Below are 24,227 nucleotides of genomic sequence, written 5' to 3'. Positions count from 1 at the left end.
CGGTGGGAAGGAACGGTCGGATGACAGTCACGGACATGGGCGGGCCGCGGTGGTCGGACTTCGAGGAGAACGGGTTCGTGGTGGTGCGCGGCCTGTTCACCGGCGCCGAGATCGACGAGCTGTGCGCGGAGTTCGTGGCCCTGCACGCCGCGGGGCCGGTCCCGGGGCACTTCGAACCCCGGGCCACCTCGGCCGCGGGGACCGGCGGTCCGGCGGATCCGCTGGCCACCCATCCCCGGGTCATGCATCCGCACCGCATCAACGAGCTGTCCCTGCGCCGCCTGCTCGATCCCCGGTTGCGGCGGATCCTGGAGACCCTGCTCGGCGAGGAGGTCCTGGCGGCGCAGAGCATGTTCTACTTCAAGCCGCCCGGGGCCCGGGGGCAGGCGCTGCACCAGGACAACTTCTATCTGCGGGTCGAACCGGGCACCTGCGTGGCCGCCTGGATCGCCTGCGACGCGATCGACCGGGAGAACGGCGGCCTGGAAGTGGTGCCGGGCACGCACCGCATGGACCTGTTCTGCCCGGAGGAGGCGGACGCGGAGCTGTCCTTCGTACGGGAGTACGTCCCGCCGCCGCCCGGTCTGGCCGTCGTGCCCGTCGACATGGCACCGGGCGACGTGCTGTTCTTCAACGGCAGTCTGGTGCACGGCTCCGGGCCGAACCGCAGCGCCGACCGCTTCCGCCGCTCCTTCATCGGCCATTACGTCGGGCGCTCCACCCATCACATCGGCCGCCATTACCCCACGCTGACGATGGGCGGTGAGCCCGTCGCCCTGGCCGAGAGCGAGGGCGCGGGCCCGTGCGGCACGGAGTTCGCCCCGGCGGCACCGCACTGATGTCATTCCCCCGGCTCGGGGAGCGCGTCGCGGAGCTGGGCGCGGGAGGTGATGCCGAGCTTGGGGAAGATCCGGTAGAGGTGGAAGCCGACCGTGCGGGGCGAGAGGAAGATCCGTTCGCCGATCTCCCTGTTGGTCAGGCCCGCGGCGGCGAGGCGGGCGATCTGCAGTTGCTGCGGGGTGAGTTCGGCGAGGCTGTCCGGGGAGCCGGCGGGCGAGCTCGCCGGGGTGACGCCCGCGGCGCGCAGTTCGGCGCGGGTGCGGTCCGTCCAGGGGCGGGTGCCGAGCCGTTCGAAGACCTCCAGCGCGGCGGCGAGCTGGGGGCGCGCCTCCACCGCGCGGCGCCGGCGGCGCAGCCACTCGGCGTAGTCGAGACGGACCTGTGCCCGTTCGAAGGGCCAGTGGTCGCCCGCCGGATCGGCCAGGGCCGCCGTGAAGTGCCGTTCGGCGTCGCCCGGTTCGGCGAGCAGGGCCTCGGCCCGGTGCACGATCGCGGTGAGCCGCGCGGATGTCTCGCCCCCGGCGAGGCGCCGCCTGGTCGTGTCGAGGACGAGCCGTGCGTCCTCGGCCCGGCCCGTGCGGACGGCGGCTGCCACGAGGTCGGCCAGGTAGTAGTCGGAGGCGTGGAAGTGCAGGGGCACGGGCTCCGGCCGCCGGGTGTAGACCGCGCGGAAGCGGTCGTAGGCGGCCGCGTGGTCGCCCTCCGCGAGTGCGGCGGCGCCCAGCGCGTAGTGCGTGCGCACTTGCAGGCTGCGGCAGTTGGGCAGGTCGATGCCGTGTACGGCGCGCTGTACGACGGCGCGGGCCTCCTCGGTGTCGCCGCGCAGGGCGAGCAGCGTGGCGCGCAGCACGGGCGCTCCCACCACCACGTTCTCCAGACCCCCTTCGGCGGCCAGGCCGTACGCCTCGTCGAGTGCCGCGCCGGCCTCGGTCCAGGACCCGCTCTCGTAGAGGGCCAGCGCGAGCGCCTGGGCCACGGTGGCGTTGGCCCCGGAGGTCGGGGACCGGCGCAGATGGTCCATGGCCGCGCCGAGCAGCCGTATCGCCTCGGCCGTCTCGTCCAGGACCCAGGCGGCCCCGCCGGAGACGACCAGGCGGGACAGCGGGATGTCGACGCCTGATCCGGGCTTCGGCAGGGGCGCGGTCCAGGTGGCCGCGAGCAGATCGAGGGCCTGGGCCCGGTTGCGTACCGGATCGCAGCCGGCCAGGGCCCAGAGCCGGCCCGTCTCGTCGTCCTGGGGCGGCACGCGCTCCACGATCCGCAGGATGTTCTCGCGGTGTTCCGGGGCCCCGGAGTTGTACGCGGGTGTGGTGGCCGTCGCCAGGGCGTCGAGGGTCAGTACGGGGTTCTCGTCGACGGCGGCCTCGGCGACCGGCAGCAGGAAGCCGAGCGAGCCCGCGAACTGGGTGGTCACGGCGAGCGCCCAGCCCGCCAGGAGCGAGGCCTCGGCGAGGAGGGCCGGTTCGTCGGTGAGGGTGGCGACCTGGGCGCTGAGTTCGCCGACCCAGCGCGGGTGACCGGCGTACATCGCCATGGTCGCGGCGCGTACCAGGCGCCCGGCGCGGACGGTGGGTTCGGGGCTGAGCCGGGCCGCGCGTTCGAGGGCTGTCGCGGCGGCCGCGTAGCCGCCGCGGCGCTGTGCACGGGCCGCGCTGTCGTCGAGTTCCCGGGCGGCCTCCTCGTCGACGCCGGAGGCGGCGGCCGCGTGGTGCCAGGCGCGGCGGTCGGGATCGCCGACGAGGACGTCGGCGAGCGCCCGGTGGGCTGTGTGGCGTTCGGTGTAGGTCGCGGCCCGGTAGACCGCGGAACGTATCAGCGGATGGCGGAAGCGGACGTGGTCGGCGTCGATGCGGACGAGTCCGGCGCGTTCGGCGGGCAGCCAGTCGTCCGGGGTCGCCCGGTCTGCGACGGCCGAGAGGATGACGGGCAGCTCGGCGCTCTCGGCGGCGGCCGCGAAGAGCAGCAACTCACGGGTGGCCGGGGGAAGTTCGGGAAGGTCCGCGGCGAAGATGGCTTCCAGCCGGTCGGTGAGGGGCAGCGCGTCCTCGTGGGCGGCGGCCGGGTCGCGCGCCACGGCCCGGGCGAGTTCGACGAGGGCGAGGGGGACACCCGCCGCCTGTTCGAGGACGCGGGAGCGGGCCCGTCCCGCGGGGGGCCTGGGCTGATGGTCGAGGAGCCGTCCGGCGGCGGCCGGGTCGAGCGGCTCGATCGTCAACCGGTCGATCTGACGGTCGAGTTGGGCGGGTACGGCGGTGTCGCGAGCCGCCAGGAGCAGGGCGACCGGCTCGCCTTCGAGGCGTCGGGCCATGAAGGCCAGGACGTCGAGGGTGCCCAGGTCCAGCCAGTGGATGTCGTCGATCACCAGGAGGAGCGGGCCGTGCTCCGCGGCGTCGGAGAGCAGGGTGAGCGCGCCGAGAGAGGTCAGCAGGGGGTCGGAGACCGTCGGCGTGCCGTCGTCGAGTCCGAACACGCCGAGCAGCGCGGCCCGCTGGCGTGCGGGCAACCCCTCGGCCAGGTCGAGCAGGGGGCGCAGCAGCTGGTGCAGTCCGGCGAAGGCGAGGCCCGACTCGCCCTCGCTCCCCCGGCAGCGCAGCACTCGTACCCCGGACCGGCGGGCCATACGGGCGGCGGCGTCGAGGAGGGCGCTCTTGCCCGCGCCGGGTCCTCCCGTCATCAGCAGGGCCCCGGGCCGCCCTGTCGTGAGAGCGTCCACCAGCCGTGACAGCAGGGCCAGTTCGTGGTCCCGGCCGACGATCCACTCGTCACCGAGCGGCGTCATGAGTCGGCCCCGGGGAACGCGTCGGAGGTGAAGGCGAGCAGGGCATGGGCGACCGCGCCGGGACTCTCCAGGAGCATCTCGTGCGTACCGTCGATCCCGACGACCCGCACGGTGGCCCGCCGCGCGGCCAGTTCGGCGAGATCCCGGGCGAGCCCCTTCCCGTACGCCGTCATCAGTTCGTCGAACCAGGGCAGGCCGGGCACGGGCGGTACGGGTCGCGCGGCCCGTCCGAGCAGCAGTGGCCGCCGGGTCCGCGCGAAGGTGTCGAAGAGGTCGAAGAGGTCGAGTGCGTCGACGGCGGCCAGCATCTCCAGCACGAGCGCGCGTTCGGGGCGCACCTCCAGTCGTCCGTCGGGCGCGGGCCGCACGGTACGCAGCAGACCGGCCTCCAACAGCTCGTAGGGGATGCCCAGTCGGTCGGAGAGTGCGCGCTGCTCGGCGAGCAGGTCCTTGAGACCGTCCGCCGGAAGCGGTCCGCCGGACACCGTCGCGGTCGCCGACTCCCGCACCTGGGTGAGGCGCTCCTCGACGTACGCCGGGTCGAGGCCGACGTACTGGTCGGGGCGGCCCCAGCCGTATCCGTCCAGGTTCACCGCGCCGGGCGTGACGTCCGGATGCTCCAGCGCGTAGCGCACGGCGATCATCCCGCCGAGCGAGTGCCCGACGGGCAGCGCACCGGGCAGGTCGTACCGCTCGAGCACCGCCTCGATGTCGTCCAGTACCCGGGGAAGACTCCAGGTCCCCGACGGTGAGTGACCGTGTCCGCGCAGGTCCACGGCGAGCACCCGGTGCCGGGGGACGAGCAGGGGGGCAACGGCGGCCCAGTCGGCGAGCGTACGCCTGGCTCCGTGCATGAGAAGCAGGGGTGGGCCGTCACCACCGTGGTCGTGTACGGCCAGTTCGATGCGGTCTCCGGTCATGTCCTGACAATACGGCGTGGGTCAGGGCTCCAGGAGCAGATTGAGCGTCGGCAGGGGGCCGCCCGGGAACTGTTGCAGCCGTCCGCCGGTCGCCAGTGGGCCCAGATTGATGACCGCCCACCCCACCCGCTCCGCCAGCCGCGTGACGCGCGCGTTCGCCCCGGGGTGGTTTCCCGAGAGGAAGATCACCCGCCGTCCGACGAACGTGCGCGGATCGGAGCCGAGCACCGCTGGTGTCAGGGTGTTGAACGCCTTCACCAGGCGTGCTCCGGGGACGAGTTCGGCGACGACCTCGCTGGAGGTGCGGCCGTCGAGGTCGGCGACCTTGAAGTCGGGCGGTCCGAGCGGGTTGGTGGTGTCGATGACGATCCGCTCCTGCCAGTCGAGGACGTCAGCGGCGGCCACCGCCTCGCTCAGCCGTCGCCACGGCACGGCGAGGACGACGATCTCCTCCTTGGCCGACTCCGCGACGGTGGCGGGCGTCAGGGCCGGGCCGATCGAGGCGGCGAGGTCCCGCAGTGACTGCGGGCCCCGGCTGTTGCTGATGACGACCTGCTCGCCCGCCGCCACGAACCGATAGGCGAGGGCCTGGCCGATGGCTCCGGCACCGATGATTCCGATGGGCATGAGGTGTCCTCCTCCTTGAGTTCCGCAGCTACGACACGAGGGTGACTGCCAGCATCACGCCGCAGGTCACAGCGGCGCTTCTGTCATGTGACTGGGCCGGGTCCGCGACCCGGGCGGGTGCCGCGGGGGCCGCCTTGACTCGGGCGCCGTCCAGGCGATTTGATCCTGAGGTGCCGAGGCGCCGCGCCGGGCACGCAGAGGTACGCCCAGCCGGTAGCGGACACCGTTCGAGTCCGGCCAAAGTCGCCAGGACCGCGGGAGCGTCCGAGGCGGGGTCGTACCCGCGATCGATGGAGCCGACATTCCCGCCCAACGTGTTTCCCGCGTCACCGGCCTGGGGGCAGCCGCCGCCCTGGTGGCGCTCGCGACGCTGGTGAGCTGTACGACCGGGTCGGACGAGGGGACGCCACCCCAGCAGGGTAAGGCCTCCGGGTCGAGCCCGGAGGCCGTACAACTCCCCCCGCTCCACGCGGGCTTCGACTACCAGATCGGCGGCGCTTATCCGCCACCGTCCGGCGTCCGCATCGTCAGCCGCGACCGTTCGGACTCGCCCGCGCCCGGCCTGTACAACATCTGTTACGTCAACGCCTTCCAGGCCCAGCCGGACGAGTCGAAGGCGTGGCCGGCCGATCTGCTGCTGCGGGACGCGCACGGCAAGGCCGTCATGGACCGCGACTGGAACGAGGCGCTCCTCGACCTCCGCACGCCGGCCAAGCGCAAGCGGGTGGCCGCCCGGGTCAACCGCTGGATCGACGAATGCGCCGACAAGGGGTTCGACGCCGTCGAGCCGGACAACTACGACAGCTACACCCGTTCCGGCCGTCTGCTGACGGCGAACGACGCCACCGCGTTCATCACGCTCCTCTCGGCCCACGCGCACGCCCGGGGGCTGGCCATCGGACAGAAGAACACCTCGGAGCTGGCCGGGCTCAGGTCGAGGACCAAGCTCGACTTCGCGGTGACCGAGGAGTGCGGCCAGTACGACGAGTGCGGCACGTACGCGAAGGCGTTCGACGACCGGGTGGTGGACATCGAGTACACCGACAGCGGTCTGCGCAAGGCCCTCGCCGGCTACGGGGACCGGCTGAGCATCGTGCGCCGTGATGTGGAGGTGTCGACGCCGGGCAGTGCGGAGTACGTCCGCCGGACGCGCTGACGGACGCTGCCCCGGCCCGGGAGCGGTCGCCGTGCATACTCGCACCGAAGCCGGGTGGATTCCGGATGAGCGGGTGCGCACGGAGCGGACGTATCACAGGGCATGTCGACATCCATGGCCAGCAGGCAGGGCGACCGCCCGCCCACGAGCACCGCCAGACCGCCGGGCCGGTTCGATCGGCTCCGGCGGCACCGGCGGTGGCTGCTCGCGCTGGCGGTGGTCGCCCTGCTGGCCCAGATGGCGGTCGCGATGGTCACGGCGGCCGCGCAGCAGACGCCGACGATCGACGAGCCGGTGTACGTGGGCACGGCGGAGACCTATGTGCGGGAACACAGCCTGCGCTTCAACCCCGAACATCCGCCGCTGGGCAAGCTCATCATCGCGACCGGACTGGTGTTCGCCCATCCACACCTGGACGCCCACTTCACGGGTGATCAGACGGCGCTCGGGCGGCGGCTGCTGTACGAGTCGGGCAACGATCCCTGGCGGGTGATGCTGTGGGCGCGGCTGCCGGTGATCGTGCTGACGCTGCTGTTCGGTCTGGTCGTCCTCGCGTTCGCCCGTGAACTCGTCGGCGCCGTGGGCGGGTTGGTTGCGCTCGCGCTGTACGCGTTCTCGCCCGACGTCATCACCAACGGCTCGCTCGCCACACTCGACGTACCGGCGTCCGGTTTCCTGCTGACGTCGATGTGGCTGGCGTGGCGCGCCCGGCGTCGGCGGCCCCTGCTCCACCTCGCTCTCGCGGGCGCGGCGCTCGGCGCGGCGCTCGCCACCAAGATGAGCACCCTGCCCGCGGTGCCGGTGCTGCTGCTCCTGGTGTTCCTCTCCTTCTGGCAGGCACGCCGCACGCCGGGCCTGGGCCTGCGCGCGCAACCGCGGCTCGTCGGCCTGGCTGTGACGGTGGCCGCCGGTACGGCGCTGGTGGCGCTCGCCGTCGTCTGGGCGACCTATCTGCTCGTCGACCCGCAGCTGCGCTGGACGGCTCCGGCGAACCTCCCGGCCGTGCACGGTCTGCGCGGGCTCGTCATCGACTGGCTGCCGGTGCCTCGGCCGTACCGCGACGGGATGCGGATCCAGTTCGGCTTCGAGAACGACGTGTGGACCGGCTTCCTGTTCGGACGGATCTACCACGGCTCCCTCTGGTACTACCTGCCGGCCGCGCTGCTGGTGAAGACACCGCTCGGCATGATCGCGCTCTGGCTCATGGGCCTCGGCGTGATGGCCGCAGTGCCCCGGCTGCGCCCCGCCGCCCCGTACGTCCTGCTCCCCCCGGCCGTCCTGCTGGCCGTGGCCATGACCGGGTCCCGGGACCTCGGCGTCAGATACGCCCTCTTCGTCCCCGTGTTCCTGGCGGTGGCCGCGGCCGGGGTCGTCGCCCTGCGCCGGCGCTGGGCCCACCTCGTCACGGCGGCGCTGGTCGGCTTCGTCGCGATCAGTTCGCTGCGCGCGTTCCCGTACTACCTGCCGTACTCCAACGAGGCGTTCGGCGGACCCTCGCAAACCCGTCTGCGGCTGCACGACTCGAACATCGACTGGGGGCAGGACCTGGGCCGCCTGGCCGACCGGCTGTCCGAGCGGTATCCGCACGAGCGGGTCTGGCTGGTCTACAAGGGCAGCGGTGTGCCCGCGTACTACGGGATCGAGGCGGCCGATCCGCGCAAGGTGCCGCCGAGCGAGGTGCACGGACTGCTCGCCGTGTCGGACACCGCCGTCGCGAAGGCCGACGGCCGTCTGGCGGCGCTGCTCCACGGCGCCACGCCCATCGACGACGTCGGCCACTCGATCACGATCTACCGTCGCGCGTGACCGCCGGGCGTCACGTGCGAGACGCGAGCAGGTCCAGGGCCGCTCCCCAGGGGAACTCCGCGCGCAGACCGTCCTGCCCCGGCTCCCCGCAATAGCGGTCGCCGAACCGGACACCCATCCCGCGCAGCCGCTCGACACTCCCCCGGTACGCGGGGTGTGCCGCCAGCGCGTCACTCACACAGGGCAGTACGGCGATCGGGACGTGCAGGCCGTACGCCTCGTTCAGCGTGCCGAGCGCGAGGGTGTCGGATATGCCGGCCGCCCACTTGTTGACGGTGTTGAAGGTGGCCGGGGCGACGGCCACCGCGTCGGGGGCCGGGAAGGGGCGCGGGTCGCCCGGGGCCCGCCAGGCGGACCTGATCGGGCGACCGGTCTGCGCCTCGACGGCCGGCGCGTCGATGAAGCCGAGCCCCTGCGGGGTGGCGACGACGCCGACCTCCCAACTCCGTTCCTGTGCCGTGGTGATCAGTTTGCTGACGTCCCGCGCGACACCGGCCGCGCACACGACGACGTACAGGAAGGGCTTTTCGGCGTGTTCGGTCACGTGGGAACCCTAGTGAACACAAGGGATCGCCGGTGGGCACGCGGGGTGCCTAGTGGACCGGGAAGGTGTCCCCGCGTTCGGCTTCCGGGCGCGGGCCGAAGATGCGGCGCTCATGCTCCTCGATGGGTACGTCGTTGATGCTGGCCTCGCGCCGGGTCATCAGCCCGTGCTCGTCGAACTCCCACAGCTCGTTGCCGTACGACCGCCACCACTGCCCGTCGGCGCCGTGCGACTCGTACTGGAAGCGGACGGCGATGCGGTTGCCGTCGAAGGCCCACAGGTCCTTGCGCAGGGCGTACTCGTGTTCGCGAGCCCACTTGGCGGTGAGGAGTTCGACGATCTCGGCGCGGCCGGTGACGAAGGTGTCGCGGTTGCGCCAGACCGAGTCCTCGGAGTAGGCGAGGGCGACCTTGTGGGGATCACGGGTGTTCCAGGCGTCCTCGGCGGCCTGGACCTTCTGGACCGCGGTCTCACGGGTGAAGGGCGGGAGGGGCGGGCGGTCGTTCATGGGGTGTCCTTTCAGGTACACGCGCATCTGGTCCACGCGCATCACATGAGCTGAGAACGCACGTTCTCTCTCACGACTGCTAACGTAGAGAACGTTGGTTCTCGCGTCAAGGAGCAGCCCCGTATGGACAGCACAACCGCCCGTGAACAGGCCCTCACCGCCGCACGGGTACAGGCGTTGGACGCCGCGGAGGAGCTCTTCTACGCCCGTGGCATCCAGACCGTCGGCATGGACGACATCCGCGGCGCCTCGGGGGTCTCCCTCAAGCGGCTCTACCAGCTGTTCCCGGCGAAGGAGCTCCTGGTCGAGGCGTATCTCCAGCGGCGCGACGTGCGCTGGCGGCAGCGGCTGGCCGAGCACGTCGACGGGTACGAGGAGCCCGGGCGGCGGATCCTGGCGGTGTTCGAATGGCTGGGGCAATGGTTCGCCGAGCCCGGCTTCCGCGGGTGCGCCTGGATCAACTCCTACGGCGAACTCGGCGCGACCTCACCACGCGTGGTCGCCCAGGTCCACGGCCACAAGGGAGCGTTCAAGGACTACCTGAACGGCCTCGTGACCGCCGCGGGACTTCCCGTCGCCCTCACCGACCAGCTGTTCCTGCTGGCCGAGGGCGCCATGGTCACCGCGGGCATCACACGGAGCACGGAGCCGGCCGAGCAGGCGGGCGGCGCGGCACGCGTACTCGTCGAGGCCCAACGGCGATAGGGCCGACGCCCGACGGGGACGGCCGGCGCGCGCCGGCCGTCCCCGTCGCGTGGTCTCGGCGTTCGCCGAGTGGTCCTCGGCGCCCGTCGAATCGTTCCCAGGTCCCGTCGTGTGGTGCTCAGCTCTCGGAGACGGTGATGGCGCCCACCGGGCAGGCCCGCGCGGCCTCCCGGACCAGCGGGTCCCCGCCGCCGTCCTCACGACCGGGCAACAGCGCGCTGAAGCCGTCGTCGTCCTGGGTGAAGACGTTCGGCGCGGTCAGCGCGCACTGTCCCGCGCCGATGCAGACGTCCTTGTCGATGGCGATCTCGATATTCATGGCCGCCAGCCTCTTACCAGGTCACGGGGAGTTCCAGCATCCCCTGGATCGTGTCTCCCGCTTTGAAGGGAATCTCGTCCGCCGGCACGGCCAGACGCAGCCCGGGCAACCGGTCGAAGAGCGACAGCAGGGCGATCTCCATCTCGGCGCGGGCGAGGTTCTGGCCCAGACACTGGTGGATGCCGAAGCCGAACGCGACGTGATGACGGGCCGAACGGTGCCAGTCCAGGGCGTCCGGCTCGGGGAAGGTGCCCGCGTCACGGTTGATGACGGAGGTCGAGAAGACCACGCCCTCGTCGGCCCGGATCGTCGCCCCCGCCACCTCGATGTCCTCGGTGGCCACCCGCAGCAGCCCGTCGGCGATGGACAGGAAGCGCAGCAGTTCCTCCACGGCGGCGGGCATGAGCGTCGGCTCGGCGCGCAGTTCCGCGAGCTGCTCGGGGTGGTGCAGCAGGGTGAACGTACCGAGCGAGATCATGTTCGCGGTCGTCTCGTGCCCGGCGACCAGCAGGATCGTCGCCAGGCTGATCAGCTCCTCGCGGTCCACCTTCCCCTCGCGCAGCTGTTCGTGGATGAGCTCGTCGAGGAGTCCGTCCTCCGGGTCCTTCCACTTGCGGTCGATCAGTGCCCCGAAGTAGGCCTCCAGCTGGTCGCGCGCGTCCTGGGTGTCCGCGGCGGCCGGGCCGCGCAGCAGTCTGCGGGACTGCTCCTCGAAGAAGTCGTGGTCGGCGTACGGGACGCCGAGCAGCGCGCAGATCACCATCGAGGGCACCGGCAGCGCGAAGGCGCTGACCAGTTCGACGGGCGGGCCCTGCCGCTCCACGGCGTCCAGCAGCCGGTCGACGGTTTCCTGGATGCGCGGGCGCAGGGCCGCGGTCCGTTTCAGGGTGAAGCTCGGCACGAGCATGCGGCGCTGGGTGTGGTGGGCGGGATCGTCGAGCCCGAGCAGCGCGACCCGCCGGTTGCGGGACTGGGCGAACCGCTCCGTGGGCATCGGGAACGCGGGGCGGGTGCGGTCGGAGGAGAGCCGGGGATCGGTGAGCAGTTCACGGGCGGTGCCGTGCCCGGTGACGACCCACACGTTGCGCCCGTCGAACAGGGAGACGCGCGACAGGGGGTGCGCCTCGCGCAGGGCGTCGTAGGCGGTGGGCGGGTGGTAGGGACACGTACGGTCCTGGGGGAAGGCAACGGGTTCTGTCATGAGTGACCTCGCAAGCGATGGTTCCCTCTTGCCGATCTTCATTAGATGCCCCAGGCACCTATAGGAGCCACGCAAAGTTCGGCCAGATGCCCCGGACGGACCATCTGGCCGAGCACCGTCGCCGGTCGGAGCGGCCACCGGGCTCCCACGGGCCTCGGTCGCCGCCGGGGTGCCGTACGTACGGCGCGTGTGTGGCTCGATCCAGCCGCTACCTCCACGGTACACACCCGTCTTCGGTGGCTCGGTGACGTCCTCGCGTAATTGACTTGCACGGGTGGCTCGACAGCCCCAGGATCTGCCCATGCCCACGTTCGAAGCCTTCCTGCCGCCGACCTCCGCCGCCGCTCGTCCGGTGCGGGTCCAGCAGCAGCCCGGCCGTCCGCGGAGGCCCTCGCTTCCCCGGTCGTGACCGCCGCGCTCGTCGCGGGGCTTCTCGCGGGCTATGGCATCGCCATCCCCGTCGGAGCGGTCGCGACCTATCTGGTCTCCCTCACCGCGCGTACGTCCCTGAGAACCGGCGGCTGCGCCGCGCTGGGCGTCGCGACCGCCGACGGGCTGTACGCCCTGGTCGCCGCCCTCGGGGGCGCCGCGCTCGCCACCGCGCTGCAACCGGTGCTCGTGCCGTTGCGCTGGGCCTCCGGTCTGGTGCTGCTCGCCATGGCCGGACGGGGCGCCGTCGGCGCGGTGCGCCAGTACCGCGAACAGCGGCTCGCGGCCCGGTCCGTACGGGACCCGGTGCGCCCGGCGCGCGCGTACCTGACCCTGCTCGGGATCACCCTCCTCAATCCCACCACCGTGATCTACTTCGCCGCCCTGGTCCTCGGCAGCCGGACGGCCGAGGCGGTGCGCCCCCTGGAGCAGGGGGTGTTCGTGCTCGCCGCGTTCGTCGCGTCCGCGAGCTGGCAGCTCCTCCTCGCCGGCGGTGGCGCGCTGCTCGGCCGGGCGCTGACGGGACGACGGGGGCGGCTGGTCACGGCGCTCGCGTCGAGTGCCGTGATCGTGGTGCTGGCGGTACGGATGCTCGTCGCGCCCTGAGGAGTGCGGCTCGCGCTCCCGCGGGCCGGGTGCGGATGTTTCGCGGCCGTGCTGGTGTTGAATCATGCCGAGACAGGATCAGTACGAGCGACGATGGGACGGAAGTCATGCCTCTTGAGGGTGAGTACGAACCCAGCCCGGCGCAGTGGGTACGTGACCAGGTGGAGCTGTACGAGGGCTCAGGTGGCACCAAGGGGACCACGCTGATGGACACGGGACTGCCGGTCATCATTCTCACGACCCTCGGTGCCAAGAGCGGCAAGATCCGCAAGACCCCGCTGATGCGGGTCGAGCACGACGGACGTTACGCGGTGGTCGCCTCGCAGGGCGGCGCCCCCAAGCACCCGGTCTGGTATTTCAACGTGCAGTCCGATCCGCACGTGGAGCTCCAGGACGGCGCCGAACGCCAGGACATGACGGCGCGTGAGGTCACGGGTGAGGAGAAGGCCCAGTGGTGGGAGCGCGCGGTCGCCGCGTACCCGCCGTACGCCGACTACCAGAAGAAGACGGACCGCGAGATCCCCGTCTTCGTGCTGGAGCCGACGGACTGACCGACCCGGACAGAGATTCCGTGGAAATCGGTGCGCATGATCCGTCGCGCGCCGGGCACCCGTGTCTCAGGCCCCGCCGCGCTCCCCCGTCGCGGCGGGGCTTTCCGTTGCCACGTTCCCGCGCGCCGCGGCCTGTGCCGCACCCGCGTCGGTGACGTCCAGGAAGATCTGGTCGGCCTCCGGGACGGTGTGGGCGACGGAGCGTTTGATGCGGACGAGTCGAGGCCGAGCTGCATGGTGAGCAGCGCCTCCACGCTGTCGATCCCGGGCTGCGCCTCCAGCAGGGCCCGGATCCGACGGCTCACCTCCTCGTCGGCGGCCCGCCCGATGAGTTGGTCGCGCGCGTCCCGGCCGAGCCGGTAGGCGGCGCACACGAGGAGCGCCCCGATGGCGAGGGAGGCACAGGCCTCCCACACGACCTGGCCGGTGACCATGTGCAGCACCATGCCGGTGATCGCGAGCAGGACACCGATCACTGCGGTGCCGTCCTCGGCGACCACCGTACGCAGGGCGGGGTCGCGCATCCCGCCCGCGCCGCCGCCCTGCCCGCGCACCTGGTGCAGCGCCCTGAGCAGGGAAGCTCCCTCGGCAAGCAGGGCGGCTCCCAGGACCGCCAGACCGGCCACATAGCCGTGGAAGGACTCCTCGGCGCCGTTCCGCAGCGCTTCGACGCCCTGGAAGAAGGAGAAGCAGCCGCCCATCACGAAGATGCCGACGGCCGCGAGCAGCGACCAGAAGAACCGTTCCTTGCCGTAGCCGAAAGGGTGCCGGTGGTCGGCGGGGCGGCGCAGCGCGGCGAGGAGAGGAGCGCGGGTGAGCCCGCGAGGAGGCCGCCCACCGCCTTGGCCACGGCGATCAACAGGTTGGCGCCCAGGGCGACCAGCACGGTGAGGCGTGTCCTGTGGTCCGACTTGTTCGGTTCCCGGTTCACCTCGGCCGGTTTCCCCGGGGTGCCCGCCTCACACTTCGGCGTACACCCACGCCCTCTACCCCGCGCCCGGATTCGGTGGCACCGTCGGCCTCGGCCAAGAAGGAGGACCAGGTGCCCAAGAAGGTGTCCAAGAAGCCGAGGAAACTCAAACTCCCGCTCGCCTACAAGCCCCTCGGCTTCGCGCTGGGCTGGGCGAGCGGCGCGCTGGCCGGGATCGCCTTCCGGGCGACCTGGAAGGCGATCCGGCACGAGGAGGACGCGCCCGACGCCCTGGACAAGGACCGCGGCTGGGGCGAGGTGCTGCTCGCCGCCGCCCTTCAGGGTGCCTTGTTCGCGGTGGCGCGCAGCGCAGCGGACCGTACGGGTGCGAAGGCCGTCGAACGCTCGACGGGGGTCTGGCCGTCCTCGGACAAGGGCGGGCGGGACTGAGGACCGGCGACCCGCGCGGGAGCGGCCTGGCGCGGGCCGGGCGGTCACCTGCGCCGATCTGTCAGGACACTCCTTCACCCTGCGCCGCCTGCCGTCGACCACACCAAAACAGGGTGGAAGTCCAGGTGCACCTGGAGGGAGTTCTCGGGACGCGGCCAGCTGGGCGGCGTCAGCGTCACGTCGCGGCGGGCGGCGGGCGCCCGCCGTGCTGCCGGTTACCCCGTAGGACGAATTCAGTCCGCCACGAGCCACTCCCCGTCGCGCATGAGGTCGCGCCCGGTGAGTTCGTCGGCCTCGCGCCAGGCCTGCACGCGCCGCGGGGTGATACGGAAGTAGAGGTACGCCGTGGTGAGTCCGCGCGGGTCGAAGCCGGTCTTCTCGGCGAAGGCGTCGCCGGCTCCGTCCGGCAGCGCGGCGGGTTCCAGCGTCTCGGCGGTTCCCTCGACGAGCACCACGTCGCGGGTCGGGCCGATGCCCAGGCGCACCTTGCCGGTCGCGCGCAGGTTGCGGCCGGTCGGACTGGCGGCGGGGGTGGCGAGCAGCAGGGTCGTGCCGTCCCAGAGGAAGGACAGCGGGATCAGGTACGGCGTTGCCCCGGCGCCGTCGGCCGTGGACACCCAGCAGTCGACGTCGTTCTCCAGCCGGTGGAGGGTGTCGTGCCCCCGTTGCTTCGGGGAGCGGACGGGCGGGTTCATGGGCGGGCGGACTCCTGATCTTCTGCTCGGGCGGGGGAAGGACCGGCGTGACCGGCGCGCTCGGTGACCTCTTCGAGGCGCGCCGCCGCCGCGGTCAGCAGCATGTCCAGCGCCACCGGATAGGCGCTGCGGCGCATGTCCAGCAGCAGATGGCGGGCGGTCGCCGCGATGTGCGGGTGGGTGTCGGCGGGCAGCCGGGCGTACGTCGCCCGCCACACGCCCGCCTCCGCGTCGCGGGCGGGGCGCGGAAGCGCCAGGCTCGCCGCGTCGAGGGCGGCGAAGGCCAGGGACTGGTCGACGAAGGCGTGATAGATCCGCACCGCGTCCGGGTCCGGGAAACCGGCTCGGCGCAGCACGCCGAGGATGGTCTCGACGGCCTCGATCTCGTGGACCCGGCCGGTGACGCGGTAGGAGCTGAGCACCGCGGCCTGCGGATGCGACAGCGCCCCGGCGTGCATCCGCAGACCGAGATCCCGCAGGTCGGCGCGCCAGTCCCCGGCGGGGCGCCAGGTGCGCAGGGTGCGGCCGATGAGTTCGTCGGCGATGGCGAGGAGCAGGTCGTCGGTGTCGCGGAAGTACCGGTACAGGGCGGTCGGATCGGCGCCCAGGGCGAGGCCGAGGCGGCGGACGGTGAGGGCGTCGGCGCCGTGCTCCTTGAGCAGCCGCAACGCGGTCTCGACGATCAGGTCCTCGGAGAGCACGACTCCGGTCTTGGTAGGGCGCCTGCGCCGCCGGGCGGCGGGCGGAACGACGCGGTCGTTCATGGACGTCATGGACTCTCCCTCCGGTGCGGGCACCTTATGTCAACAGCGTTGACCTGTTAAGGCCTCGGGCAGTTTCATTTCCGGTCATCGGGCCGGAATCAGGCCCCCTGGGTGCGATCGGAGCAGGCCATGACGCAGCAGCCCTACGGTGAGGACCCCCCGTCCCTGCGCAAATCGCTCGGCGTCGTGGACGGCGTCGCCATCGCCGCCTCCAGCACGGCGGCGACCACCAGCATCGGCATCGGGCTGGGCGTGACGGCCGGCGTGGTCGGGCTGCATCTGCCCGCCATCATGCTGCTGGCCTTCCTGCCGATCCTCGGGATCGCGGGCGCCTACAGCCGGCTGAACCGGGTCGAGCCGAACGCGGGCAACGGCTACGTGTGGGTGGGCCGTTCCCTCACCCCCTGGCTCGGCTTCCTCGTCGGCTGGGTGAACATCGTGGCCACGGTGGCGTTCCTCGCGTACACCACGGCCGTGACCGGCTCGGCGATGCTCCAACTGGCCGGTGAGGCCGGGCTGCACACGGTGGCGGGGCTGGCGCTGGACCCGGGTTCCACCGCCCAGACGACCGCGGTGGGCATCGTGGTCCTCGTCGCCGTCACCCTCACCGCGGTCACCGGGGTCAGGACCGCGGCCCGGCTGCAGAGCGGGCTGCTCGTCTTCGAGTACGTCGTGCTGCTGGGCTTCTGCGGCTACGGCATCGTCACCGGTCCGCACCCGTTCCGGCTGAGCTGGTTCGACCCGTTCGCGATTCCCTCGGCGTCGGCGCTGGCGCAGGGGCTGCTGCTGTCGGTGTTCTGCTACTGGGGCTTCGAGGCGGCGTTCACCGTGAACGAGGAGGTGCGCGACCCGCGCGACGCCTCACGGGCCGGGCTCATCACGCTGGTCACCATGCTGGGGCTGTTCCTCCTCGGCTCGATCGCCTTCCAACGCGTGCTGTCCGAGCAGGAGTTGGCCGGACACGGGGCGCAGGGGCTGGCGTTCTTCGGTGACCGGCTCGCCTCCCAGCCGCTGGCCGCGTTGCCGTTGGTGGCCCTGATGTTCTCGGCCGTCGCCTCGCTGCAGGCCGGGGTGATCCCGACGGCTCGCGGGATGTTCGCGATGAGCCGGGACCGTACGCTCGGACCGGTGTGGTCCAAGGTCAGCGCGCGGTACGGGACTCCGGCGATCGGAACGCTGCTGATCGGCGCGCTGGCGACGGTGGTCGCCGCCCTCGCCCTGGTGATTCCCCGTCTCGCCGACATGATCACGGCGACGGTGAACGCGGTCGGGATCGTCGTCGCGCTGTCCTACGCGCTCACCGCCCTCGCGGCCGCCGCCCGCTTCCGGGGCCTGCTGCGGGAGGACTGGCGGCAGGGGATACGGGCCGTGGTCCTGCCCTCCTTGAGCGCGGCGGCCCTGCTCGCGCTCGGCGGCTATCTCGCCTGGTCCTTCTACACCTCCACCGACCACTTCGAAGTCAGCGCGGACAACGGCTGGTTCCTGCTGCTCACCCCCGCCCTGATGATCGCCTCCGGTTTCCTGGCCGCCGCGTGGGCGAAGTGGGTACGTAAGTCCCCCTACTTCCGTACGGGACACGGCACCGACGCCGACGCGCCCCAACTGCTGGCCACATCCAACTAAGGAAAGATGCACATGCACGCCGATCTCCTCTTCACCGGCGGCCCGGTCCTCACCCCCGGGAACCACGAGGGTCCCGGGGGTCCCGGGCGCCCAGAAGGCCGCGGCGCGACAGCCGTCGCCGTCACCGGCGACCGGATCACCGCCGTCGGAAACTCCGAGGTCCACGACCTGGTCGGCCCGAAGACGGAGGTGGTCGACCTGGCGGGACGGCTGCTCCTGCCGGGCTTCCAGGACGCCCACGTCCACCCGGTCCCGGCGGGGCTGGAGCTCAGTCAGTGCGACCTCACGGGGGCGAAGACCGCCGAGGAGACCCTCGCCGCCGTACGGGCCTACGCCGACGCGCACCCGGAACGGGAGTGGATCACGGGTGGCGGCTGGTCCATGGAAGCCTTCGCGGGCGGTACGCCGACCAAGGAGCTGCTGGACGCGGTCGTACCGGACCGGCCGGTGTATCTGCCGAACCGGGATCACCACGGCGCCTGGGTCAACAGCCGCGCCCTCGAGCTCGCGGGTATCACCCGGGACACGCCCGACCCGGCCGACGGGCGCTTCGAGCGGGACGCCTCGGGCGAGCCTAACGGGATGCTTCAGGAAGGGGCCATGCACCATGTCGGCCGGCACACGCCCCGGGCCACCGCCGCGGACCGGCTCGCCGCGCTGCTGCGTGCCCAGCGGGAGCTGCACGCGCTCGGCATCACCGCCTGGCAGGACGCGCTGGTCGGCGCGTTCGTGGGGATGGAGGACCCGTCGGACGCCTATCTGACGGCCGCCCGCGACGGTTCGCTGACCGCACGTGTCGTCGGCGCGCTGTGGTGGGACCGGGAGCGTGGGGCCGAGCAGATACCCGAACTCGTCGAACGGCGGGCCGCGTTGAGCCAGGGCCGGTTCCGCGCAGGCAGCGTCAAGCTGATGCTGGACGGGGTCGCCGAGAACGGGACGGCCGCGCTGCTCGACCCCTATCTGGACCGGTGCGGCTGCGCCACCGCGAATCGGGGGAAGAGCTTCATCGATCCGGCTCGGCTTCCGTCCTATGTCACCGAGTTGGACGCGCTCGGCTTCCAGTGTCACTTCCACGCACTGGGCGACCGGGCCGTACGCGACGCCCTGGACGCCGTGGAGGCGGCGCGCAGGGCCAACGGGCGAAGCGACACGCGTCCGCACCTCGCTCATCTCCAGGTGGTGCATCCCGACGACGTACCCCGCTTCGCGCGGCTCGGTGCCACGGCCAACATCCAGCCCCTGTGGGCGGCGCACGAACCGCAGATGGACGAGCTGACCCTGCCCTTCCTCGGGCCGCAACGGGCCTCCTGGCAGTACCCGTTCGGGGCGCTGCTGCGGTCCGGGGCGAGGCTCGCCGCGGGCAGCGACTGGCCGGTCAGCAGCGCCGACCCGCTTCAGGGCATCCACGTCGCGGTCAACCGGGTGGCCCCGGACGGGACCGGGCCGGTGTTCCTGCCGGCCGAGCGCATCGACCTGACGGCCGCCCTGATGGCGTACACGGCGGGCTCGGCGTACGCCAACCACCTCGACGACACCGGGAGCGTACGGGCCGGGGCGCTGGCCGATCTCGTGGTGCTGGACCGCGACCCGTACGCGGGTCCGCCGGAGGAGATCGCGTCCGCGAGGGTCGCCCTGACCTATGTGGGGGGTGAGCGCGTCCACACGGCGTCGGGAGCCTGACGCCCCTTGCGGCCGTACGAGTGCGGTCCGGCCTGCGGGCCGTACGCCGTACGCGCGGGGCTCACCAGGGATCGAACCCGCCGTCGAGGAAGCGGGCCCGGCAGGCCGCGCGGGCCACCTTGCCGCTGCTGGTGCGGGGCACGGAGCCGGGCGGGACGAGCAGCAGCGCGGCGAGCCGCAGTCCGTGGCGGGCGAAGACCGCGGCACGTACGTCGCGTTCCCTCGCGCGGGTCTCTTCCTCGGTGGGGTCGATCTCGCCGCGGTGCTCGGCGACCACGACGAGTTCCTCGCCCGTGTCGTCGGCGCGGGTCACGCCGAAGGCGGCCAGCCGGTCCCTGCGGACGAGGTCCATTGCGCTCTGGACGGTCTCCTCGATGTCCTGGGGGTAGTGGTTGCGTCCGTCCACGATGATCACGTCCTTGAGGCGGCCGGTGACCAGTAGCCGTCCGTCGAGCAGAGCGCCGTAGTCGCCCGTGCGCAGCCAGCCCCCGGGCTCGCGCAGGGTCCGATCGGAGCGCTTCCAGTAGCCGCGCCCGATGTTGGGTCCGCGCAGCTCGATCTCGCCGACCCACCCCTGCGGCAGCGCGGCGCCCTCGGCGTCGACGATCCGCACCTCCTGGCCGACGGGCGCGCCGCAGGACACGAGCACGGCCGCCGCGCCCGCCAGGTCCTGTGCGCTCTCGAGCCGCCCCTCGGCGAGCGCGCCCGCGTCGCACGCCACCGTCGTGGGCTCCGCCGTGGGCGCGTCCGCCGTCACGAACACGGTGGCCTCGGCCAGTCCGTACGCGGGACAGTGCGCCGCCGGGTCGAGGCCCGCGGGTGCGAAGGCGGCACGGAAGCGGTCGATGGTGCCCGGCCGCACCGGCTCGCCGCCGTTGATCAGGGCGCGTACGCGGTCGAGGCGCAGCTCGTCGGCCACGGTGGGTTCGGTGCGGGCCACGCAGTAGTCGTACGCGAAGTTGGGGGCGGCGCTGATCGTGCCGTCGTACGCGCTCAGCAGGCGCAGCCAGCGTGCCGGGTTCTCCAGGAAGGCCGCCGGGTCCATCAGGACGGAGGGGAAGCCGCCGAGGACGGGCGCGGCCACGCTGAGGACCAGGCCCATGTCGTGGAAGAGGGGCAGCCAGCCGACGGTCGTGGTGGCGCCGGGATCGTCGAGGTCGCCCGCGAAGGCGTCGATGGCCTGGCGGGCGTTGGCGACGACGTTGGCGTGGCTGATCATCACGCCCGCGGGGTCCCGGGTGGAGCCCGAGGTGTACTGGAGATAGGCGATGTCGTCGGGGACCGGCGCGGACTCGACCTCGTCGAAGGCGAAGCGCTGGAGGGGCAGCCGGTCGACGGGGACGACCGGTACGGCGGGCAGCGCGTGGTCCAGGACGAAGGCGTCGACCGCGGTGACGGTGGCCGAGTCGGTGAGCAGGCAGCCGGGTTCGCAGTCGGTGAGGACGGCCGCCAGTCCGCCCGCGTGACCGGGAAGCCGGGGGCTGAAGAGCGGTACGGCGATCACGCGTGCGTAGAGGCAGCCGAGGAAGGCCGCCACGTAGTCGAGCCCTTGGGGCATGAGCAGTGCGGCCCGGTCGCCGGGCGCGGCGAGTGTCACGAGCCGGTCGGCGACGGCGCGGGCGCGGGCGTCCAGGGCCCGCCAGCCGAGGGTGCGGTGCTGTCCCGGGGACGCCGTGTCGGGGAAGTCGACGTGGCTGAAGGCGCGTTGCTGCGGGCGACGGCGGGCCCAGTGCCGCAGGTGGTCCGTCAGTGGCGCGTCGGCGGGCGGCCGGGCGGGGGTCATGGGGTGGCTCCAACTCGTGGGGGCGGTGGGGCTGTTGCCCGGCAGGGTGGGCAGGCAAGGGGGACGGGCCCAGCGTCCGCCGAGGGGTGCCGGTCGGGTTAGACGACGTGTTGACAGTTCGTCACCCGGCTTCTGTCAGTCGGCTGACAAAGACCGGGCCTCGATTCGGCGTCCGGGGCCAAGTCACGGGGGCTCCGGGCCGTCGACCGTCCGTGCCGTCGGGTCCCCGTTGTCGCCGAGTGACAATCCACACACCCACGTCTGTCCGCCGTTGACGGGGCGCGGCTCGTTACTTGCCGGTATCGTCTCCGAGCCCCCGACCGCGCCCGCAGAAGGGAGCCGCAGCGATGACCGGATTCCACACCTCAAAGAGCGAGGACGCGGACCGCGGAGCCGTCGAGGCGACAGACACAGTGGCGGACGCGACGGACGCGGGGGCCGCCCGAGAGACGGGCGACGAGCCCAACGGCCCCTTCAAGGCGATCCCTTCGGGCCTGCACCACCATCTCCGGCCGTTCTTCACCGACATCAGGGAAGAGGTCGTACGGGCGATCAAGACCGAGATCCCCGAGTACGCGCGCCCGACGGACGACACGTACATGCAGGTCGTGCAGCGGGGTGTCGAGCACGCCCTGCAGGGGTTCCTGGAGCGGATGGCGCAGCCGGACACCGACGGGGAGCCGGTGAAGGAGACCTACCGGCGCATCGGGCGGGGCGAGGCGGACGAGGGGCGCAGTCTCGACTCGTTCCAGTCCGCACTGCGGCTCGGCGCGCGGGTGACGTGGCGTCGGATCAACGCGCTGGTCGACGCCGAACTGCTGCCGCGCAATGTGCTGGCCGCCTTCGGCGAGGCGCTGTTCCTGCATCTGGACGAGATGGCGGCCGCGACGACCGCGGGCTACACGGAGGCACGGCTGCACCGGGCGGGCGAGTTGCAGCAGCGGCGGGCCCGGCTCCTCGATCTGCTCACCGCCGATCCGCCCGCGTCGGCCGAGGCGATCAGCGAACTCGCGCACACCGCGGGGTGGCCGGTGCCGAGGGCGCTGGCGGTGGTCGCGATCGACCGTGGGCCGCGGCCCACGGCGGCGGCCCGGCCCATCGTGCCGCCGGAGTTCCTCGCCCGGTTCGACGTCCAGCCGGCCGTCCTCGTCGTGCCCGATCCGGAGGGGCCGGGGCGGGCGCGGGCGGTCTGCGGGGCGCTGCACGGGTTGCGTACGGCGATGGGGCCCACCGTGGCGCTGCACGAGGGCGCCCGGTCACTGCGCTGGGCGGCCGAGGCGCTGGAGCTGGTGCGGCGGGGCATCCTGCCCGACACGGAGATGGTGCGCTGCCAGGAGCACCTGGCCACGCTCCTGCTCTTCCGGGACGAGGCGCTGGTGGACGCGATGGCCGAACGCCGGCTGAGCCCGCTGGACCGGATGCGCTCGCCGCAGCGGGAGCGCCTCGCCGAGACGCTGCTGACCTGGCTGCAGAGCGGCCACAACGCGAGTGAGGTGGCGGCGCGGCTCGCCGTGCACCCGCAGACGGTCCGCTATCGGATGCGGCAGCTGGACGAGTTGTTCGGCGAGCGGCTCCACGATCCGACGGCTCAGTTCGAGATGCAGCTCGCGCTGCGGGCGCTGACGCTGCGGCGGGCCGCCGGGGCCCGGTGACGCTCACGCCCTGCGGAGTATGCGGTTGGCGCCCGCGGCGGCCGTCGTCGCGAGCAGCCAGCCGAGGCAGACCAGGACCGCGGCCGCCCACTGGAGGCCGCCGCGTGGGCTGAACGCCTGTTCCTGCCCGAAGTCGACGAGCGGCAGTACCAGGTCGAAGGTGTAGATGGCGGCCTGGAAGCGGGGCGGCTTGCCCGGGTCGACGGGCTGCGGGGGCCAGCGGGTGAACAGCAGGATCCCGCTCAGCACGATCGCGCACAGCCACCAGACGGCGCGCATCGGCAGATAGCCGTAGCCGACGGTGATGTCCTGGAGGCCGCTCCACACCCGCCCCGGCCACGGCAGGGTGGTGCGCAGCCGCCGCTGCTTGGCGAGCAGGACCGTACGGGCGTCGCCGTCGTGCCCGTGCTGGCGGTAGGCGGCGGCCAACTGCTCGTAGGGCTGTGGGGTGAAGCCCTCGGGGTCGCGGGTGAGCAGGGGAAGCCGTTGCGCGGCGGGGAGTTGGGGCAGCAGGCTGTCGTAGACCACGCCCTCCATGCGCAGCGCCGTGGGCCAGCTCTCGGGGGTGCCGCTCAGGACGGTGACGCGGGTGTGGCTGAGGTCGACCGTGCCGCGTACGGGTGCGCGGAAGCGCATGTCGAGTTCGGAGGCGGTGGAGCGGCGGCTGAGGAGGGCGGGCTGTCCGACGGGGGCGTCGATGAGTCCGTCCTTGAAGCAGAACCGGCTGCGTACGGTGACGCTGCTCATCGAGAGCCGGCCGCGCGCGGTGAAGCCGTCGCAGAGGTTGAACTCGGCGCCGACGTCTATGCCGTGGGCGCGCAGCGCGGGCCCGTGCTCCGCGGTCAGCGAGGCGTCCTCGAACAGCGCGCCGCCACCCACCCGGGCGTCGCACAGATCGACCGTGCCCTCGGCGACGAGGCCGCCGCGGCAGTTCAGGTCGCCCCCGATGTGCAGCCGGTTGGCCTTCAGCGCCATCCCGGACGGGTTGCGCAGCTCGGCGCGCTTGAGCACGACGCTGCCCCGTACGGAGGTGTCGCGCAGGTCGGTGCAGCCGTCGACGCGCAGGCCCGAGCCCGCCTGGATGTCCCCTCCGACGGTGGCGCACAGCAGTTGCAGCGCGCCTTCGCCGCGGCGCTCGCCGTGCCCGGTGAGCCGGCTGTCCTCCAGGTGCAGGGTGCCGCCGATCGAGGCGCCGTAGAGATCGATGGGGCCCGCCACCCGGCACCGGGTGAGTTCGCACTGCCGGCCGATCGTGACGCCGACCGCGGAGAGCCCGGGCAGCTCGCAGTCGCGGAGCTCCAGCGCCCCCAGGGAGGCGCCGTCGAGGCAGGGGACCTGCTCGAAGCGGCAGGAGCGCAGCCGTAGCGTCCCCGCGACGAGCGCCTCGGCCAGGTCGAGTCGCCCGGTGATCCGTACGTCCCTGAGCCTGAGCCTCGGCAGGTGGCCCGGTTCGGCGGGCGGCGGCGCGAGCAGCAGCCGGCGCACCACCGACGCCCGGACCTCGCCCCCGTCCGCGTACCACTCCCCCCTGCGGAACGCGGCCCACATGCCCCGCTCGTTCCCGCTCCAACCACCCGGCGCGAGGCTGCCCGACACGTCAACTCCCCCTACGGCAACGGAAAACGCAGCATCGCTACCCCAGGGGGCGCACGGGGCAACCTGAAGCGCCCCGCGACTTC

The 24,227-nt window shown here is 72.5% G+C and carries 21 protein-coding genes and 2 pseudogenes; 10 read left to right on the top strand and 13 right to left on the bottom strand.

Annotated elements, in window-relative coordinates; translation table 11 throughout:
• Positions 1-20 precede the first annotated feature (20 nt).
• Entirely contained in the window at positions 21-839 is an 819-nt protein-coding gene (locus ACZ69M_RS11395) for a phytanoyl-CoA dioxygenase family protein (protein WP_470048827.1), read from the top strand.
• 2 nt (positions 840-841) lie between these two features.
• On the opposite strand, the gene ACZ69M_RS11390 is transcribed toward ACZ69M_RS11395, so the two are convergent.
• Genes ACZ69M_RS11390 through ACZ69M_RS11380 form a run of 3 tightly spaced genes read right to left on the bottom strand, consistent with a single transcriptional unit; the run spans position 842 to position 5,166 of the window.
• Entirely contained in the window at positions 842-3,619 is a 2,778-nt protein-coding gene (locus tag ACZ69M_RS11390; RefSeq protein ID WP_470048825.1) for a helix-turn-helix transcriptional regulator, read from the bottom strand.
• Complete coding sequence (locus ACZ69M_RS11385; RefSeq protein WP_470048823.1) at positions 3,616-4,539, bottom strand: alpha/beta fold hydrolase; 924 nt, start codon at positions 4,537-4,539, stop codon at positions 3,616-3,618. The genes ACZ69M_RS11390 and ACZ69M_RS11385 overlap by 4 nt, the downstream gene beginning before the upstream one ends.
• A gap of 21 nt (positions 4,540-4,560) precedes the next feature.
• Positions 4,561-5,166, bottom strand: a complete 606-nt coding sequence (locus tag ACZ69M_RS11380) for an NADPH-dependent F420 reductase (RefSeq protein ID WP_470048821.1) — start codon at positions 5,164-5,166, stop codon at positions 4,561-4,563.
• A 355-nt stretch (positions 5,167-5,521) separates the two neighbouring features.
• Between ACZ69M_RS11380 and ACZ69M_RS11375 the strand changes: the two genes are divergently transcribed.
• A complete protein-coding gene (locus ACZ69M_RS11375) occupies positions 5,522-6,322 on the top strand; it encodes an endo alpha-1,4 polygalactosaminidase (protein ID WP_470048819.1) in 801 nt (266 codons plus the stop codon).
• Between the two features lie 114 nt (positions 6,323-6,436).
• Positions 6,437-8,128, top strand: coding sequence for a phospholipid carrier-dependent glycosyltransferase (locus tag ACZ69M_RS11370; RefSeq protein WP_470048817.1), 1,692 nt, complete (start codon positions 6,437-6,439; stop codon positions 8,126-8,128).
• Positions 8,129-8,138: 10 nt separating this feature from the next.
• Here the strand turns inward: ACZ69M_RS11370 and ACZ69M_RS11365 are convergent, their stop codons facing one another.
• Positions 8,139-8,672, bottom strand: a complete 534-nt coding sequence (locus ACZ69M_RS11365; protein ID WP_470048815.1) for a flavoprotein — start codon at positions 8,670-8,672, stop codon at positions 8,139-8,141.
• A gap of 49 nt (positions 8,673-8,721) precedes the next feature.
• Positions 8,722-9,180 (bottom strand): nuclear transport factor 2 family protein, encoded by a 459-nt coding sequence (locus ACZ69M_RS11360; RefSeq protein ID WP_470048813.1) that lies wholly within the window; start codon positions 9,178-9,180, stop codon positions 8,722-8,724.
• A gap of 123 nt (positions 9,181-9,303) precedes the next feature.
• Between ACZ69M_RS11360 and ACZ69M_RS11355 the strand changes: the two genes are divergently transcribed.
• The gene (locus ACZ69M_RS11355; RefSeq protein ID WP_470048811.1) at positions 9,304-9,885 is read left to right on the top strand and encodes a TetR/AcrR family transcriptional regulator; all 582 of its coding nucleotides are present in this window, start codon (positions 9,304-9,306) and stop codon (positions 9,883-9,885) included.
• Positions 9,886-10,003: 118 nt separating this feature from the next.
• Here ACZ69M_RS11355 and ACZ69M_RS11350 read toward each other — a convergent pair whose 3' ends face one another.
• Positions 10,004-10,198: a ferredoxin gene (locus ACZ69M_RS11350; protein ID WP_054234301.1), complete on the bottom strand. Its 195-nt coding sequence runs from the start codon at positions 10,196-10,198 to the stop codon at positions 10,004-10,006.
• Positions 10,199-10,217: 19 nt separating this feature from the next.
• A complete protein-coding gene (locus ACZ69M_RS11345; RefSeq protein ID WP_470048809.1) occupies positions 10,218-11,405 on the bottom strand; it encodes a cytochrome P450 in 1,188 nt (395 codons plus the stop codon).
• Between the two features lie 405 nt (positions 11,406-11,810).
• On the opposite strand from ACZ69M_RS11345, the gene ACZ69M_RS11340 reads away from it, so the two are divergent.
• Both ACZ69M_RS11340 and ACZ69M_RS11335 read left to right on the top strand, forming a co-directional pair.
• Positions 11,811-12,440, top strand: a complete 630-nt coding sequence (locus tag ACZ69M_RS11340) for a LysE family transporter (RefSeq protein ID WP_470048807.1) — start codon at positions 11,811-11,813, stop codon at positions 12,438-12,440.
• A 107-nt stretch (positions 12,441-12,547) separates the two neighbouring features.
• Positions 12,548-12,991, top strand: coding sequence for a nitroreductase family deazaflavin-dependent oxidoreductase (locus ACZ69M_RS11335; protein WP_470048805.1), 444 nt, complete (start codon positions 12,548-12,550; stop codon positions 12,989-12,991).
• A 66-nt stretch (positions 12,992-13,057) separates the two neighbouring features.
• Here ACZ69M_RS11335 and ACZ69M_RS11330 read toward each other — a convergent pair.
• Positions 13,058-13,877: pseudogene (locus ACZ69M_RS11330) on the bottom strand (cation diffusion facilitator family transporter).
• Between the two features lie 156 nt (positions 13,878-14,033).
• Here ACZ69M_RS11330 and ACZ69M_RS11325 point away from each other — a divergent pair.
• The gene (locus tag ACZ69M_RS11325; protein ID WP_470048803.1) at positions 14,034-14,351 is read left to right on the top strand and encodes a DUF4235 domain-containing protein; all 318 of its coding nucleotides are present in this window, start codon (positions 14,034-14,036) and stop codon (positions 14,349-14,351) included.
• A 116-nt stretch (positions 14,352-14,467) separates the two neighbouring features.
• Here the strand turns inward: ACZ69M_RS11325 and ACZ69M_RS11320 are convergent.
• From ACZ69M_RS11320 to ACZ69M_RS11310, 3 genes and pseudogenes are all read right to left on the bottom strand, one after another.
• Positions 14,468-14,545, bottom strand: a pseudogene (locus ACZ69M_RS11320) (VOC family protein); the annotation flags it as partial.
• A gap of 39 nt (positions 14,546-14,584) precedes the next feature.
• The gene (locus ACZ69M_RS11315) at positions 14,585-15,046 is read right to left on the bottom strand and encodes a pyridoxamine 5'-phosphate oxidase family protein (RefSeq protein ID WP_470048801.1); all 462 of its coding nucleotides are present in this window, start codon (positions 15,044-15,046) and stop codon (positions 14,585-14,587) included.
• Positions 15,043-15,810 carry a TetR/AcrR family transcriptional regulator gene (locus ACZ69M_RS11310; protein WP_470049334.1) on the bottom strand — a complete coding sequence of 256 codons (768 nt, stop codon included), beginning with the start codon at positions 15,808-15,810 and terminating at the stop codon, positions 15,043-15,045. The genes ACZ69M_RS11315 and ACZ69M_RS11310 overlap by 4 nt, the downstream gene beginning before the upstream one ends.
• Positions 15,811-15,939: 129 nt before the next feature.
• Between ACZ69M_RS11310 and ACZ69M_RS11305 the strand changes: the two genes are divergently transcribed.
• A complete protein-coding gene (locus ACZ69M_RS11305) occupies positions 15,940-17,433 on the top strand; it encodes an APC family permease (RefSeq protein ID WP_470048799.1) in 1,494 nt (497 codons plus the stop codon).
• Positions 17,434-17,445: 12 nt separating this feature from the next.
• Complete coding sequence (locus ACZ69M_RS11300) at positions 17,446-19,113, top strand: amidohydrolase (RefSeq protein ID WP_470048797.1); 1,668 nt, start codon at positions 17,446-17,448, stop codon at positions 19,111-19,113.
• 61 nt (positions 19,114-19,174) lie between these two features.
• On the opposite strand, the gene ACZ69M_RS11295 is transcribed toward ACZ69M_RS11300, so the two are convergent.
• On the bottom strand, positions 19,175-20,896 hold the full coding sequence (locus tag ACZ69M_RS11295) for a fatty acyl-AMP ligase (protein ID WP_470048795.1): 1,722 nt from the start codon (positions 20,894-20,896) through the stop codon (positions 19,175-19,177).
• Between the two features lie 347 nt (positions 20,897-21,243).
• On the opposite strand from ACZ69M_RS11295, the gene ACZ69M_RS11290 reads away from it, so the two are divergent.
• Positions 21,244-22,548 carry a PucR family transcriptional regulator gene (locus ACZ69M_RS11290; RefSeq protein ID WP_470048794.1) on the top strand — a complete coding sequence of 435 codons (1,305 nt, stop codon included), beginning with the start codon at positions 21,244-21,246 and terminating at the stop codon, positions 22,546-22,548.
• A 3-nt stretch (positions 22,549-22,551) separates the two neighbouring features.
• Here the strand turns inward: ACZ69M_RS11290 and ACZ69M_RS11285 are convergent, their stop codons facing one another.
• Positions 22,552-24,144, bottom strand: coding sequence for an oxidoreductase (locus ACZ69M_RS11285; protein WP_470048792.1), 1,593 nt, complete (start codon positions 24,142-24,144; stop codon positions 22,552-22,554).
• Positions 24,145-24,227: the final 83 nt, after the last annotated feature.

This window comes from Streptomyces sp. NPDC107454 (assembly GCF_055582885.1).
This window is presented reverse-complemented; position numbering and strand designations above follow the sequence as displayed.

What these genes read in the sequence shown, in the direction of transcription:
- ACZ69M_RS11390 (WP_470048825.1), bottom strand. Translation starts at nt 3,619, where the DNA reads ATGACGCCGCTCGGTGACGAGTGGATCGTCGGCCGGGACCACGAACTG.
- ACZ69M_RS11395 (WP_470048827.1), top strand. Translation starts at nt 21, where the DNA reads ATGACAGTCACGGACATGGGCGGGCCGCGGTGGTCGGACTTCGAGGAG.
- ACZ69M_RS11290 (WP_470048794.1), top strand. Translation starts at nt 21,244, where the DNA reads ATGACCGGATTCCACACCTCAAAGAGCGAGGACGCGGACCGCGGAGCC.
- ACZ69M_RS11380 (WP_470048821.1), bottom strand. Translation starts at nt 5,166, where the DNA reads ATGCCCATCGGAATCATCGGTGCCGGAGCCATCGGCCAGGCCCTCGCC.
- ACZ69M_RS11295 (WP_470048795.1), bottom strand. Translation starts at nt 20,896, where the DNA reads ATGACCCCCGCCCGGCCGCCCGCCGACGCGCCACTGACGGACCACCTG.
- ACZ69M_RS11315 (WP_470048801.1), bottom strand. Translation starts at nt 15,046, where the DNA reads ATGAACCCGCCCGTCCGCTCCCCGAAGCAACGGGGGCACGACACCCTC.
- ACZ69M_RS11345 (WP_470048809.1), bottom strand. Translation starts at nt 11,405, where the DNA reads ATGACAGAACCCGTTGCCTTCCCCCAGGACCGTACGTGTCCCTACCAC.
- ACZ69M_RS11300 (WP_470048797.1), top strand. Translation starts at nt 17,446, where the DNA reads ATGCACGCCGATCTCCTCTTCACCGGCGGCCCGGTCCTCACCCCCGGG.
- ACZ69M_RS11360 (WP_470048813.1), bottom strand. Translation starts at nt 9,180, where the DNA reads ATGAACGACCGCCCGCCCCTCCCGCCCTTCACCCGTGAGACCGCGGTC.
- ACZ69M_RS11305 (WP_470048799.1), top strand. Translation starts at nt 15,940, where the DNA reads ATGACGCAGCAGCCCTACGGTGAGGACCCCCCGTCCCTGCGCAAATCG.
- ACZ69M_RS11370 (WP_470048817.1), top strand. Translation starts at nt 6,437, where the DNA reads ATGGCCAGCAGGCAGGGCGACCGCCCGCCCACGAGCACCGCCAGACCG.
- ACZ69M_RS11385 (WP_470048823.1), bottom strand. Translation starts at nt 4,539, where the DNA reads ATGACCGGAGACCGCATCGAACTGGCCGTACACGACCACGGTGGTGAC.
- ACZ69M_RS11355 (WP_470048811.1), top strand. Translation starts at nt 9,304, where the DNA reads ATGGACAGCACAACCGCCCGTGAACAGGCCCTCACCGCCGCACGGGTA.
- ACZ69M_RS11310 (WP_470049334.1), bottom strand. Translation starts at nt 15,810, where the DNA reads ATGAACGACCGCGTCGTTCCGCCCGCCGCCCGGCGGCGCAGGCGCCCT.
- ACZ69M_RS11335 (WP_470048805.1), top strand. Translation starts at nt 12,548, where the DNA reads ATGCCTCTTGAGGGTGAGTACGAACCCAGCCCGGCGCAGTGGGTACGT.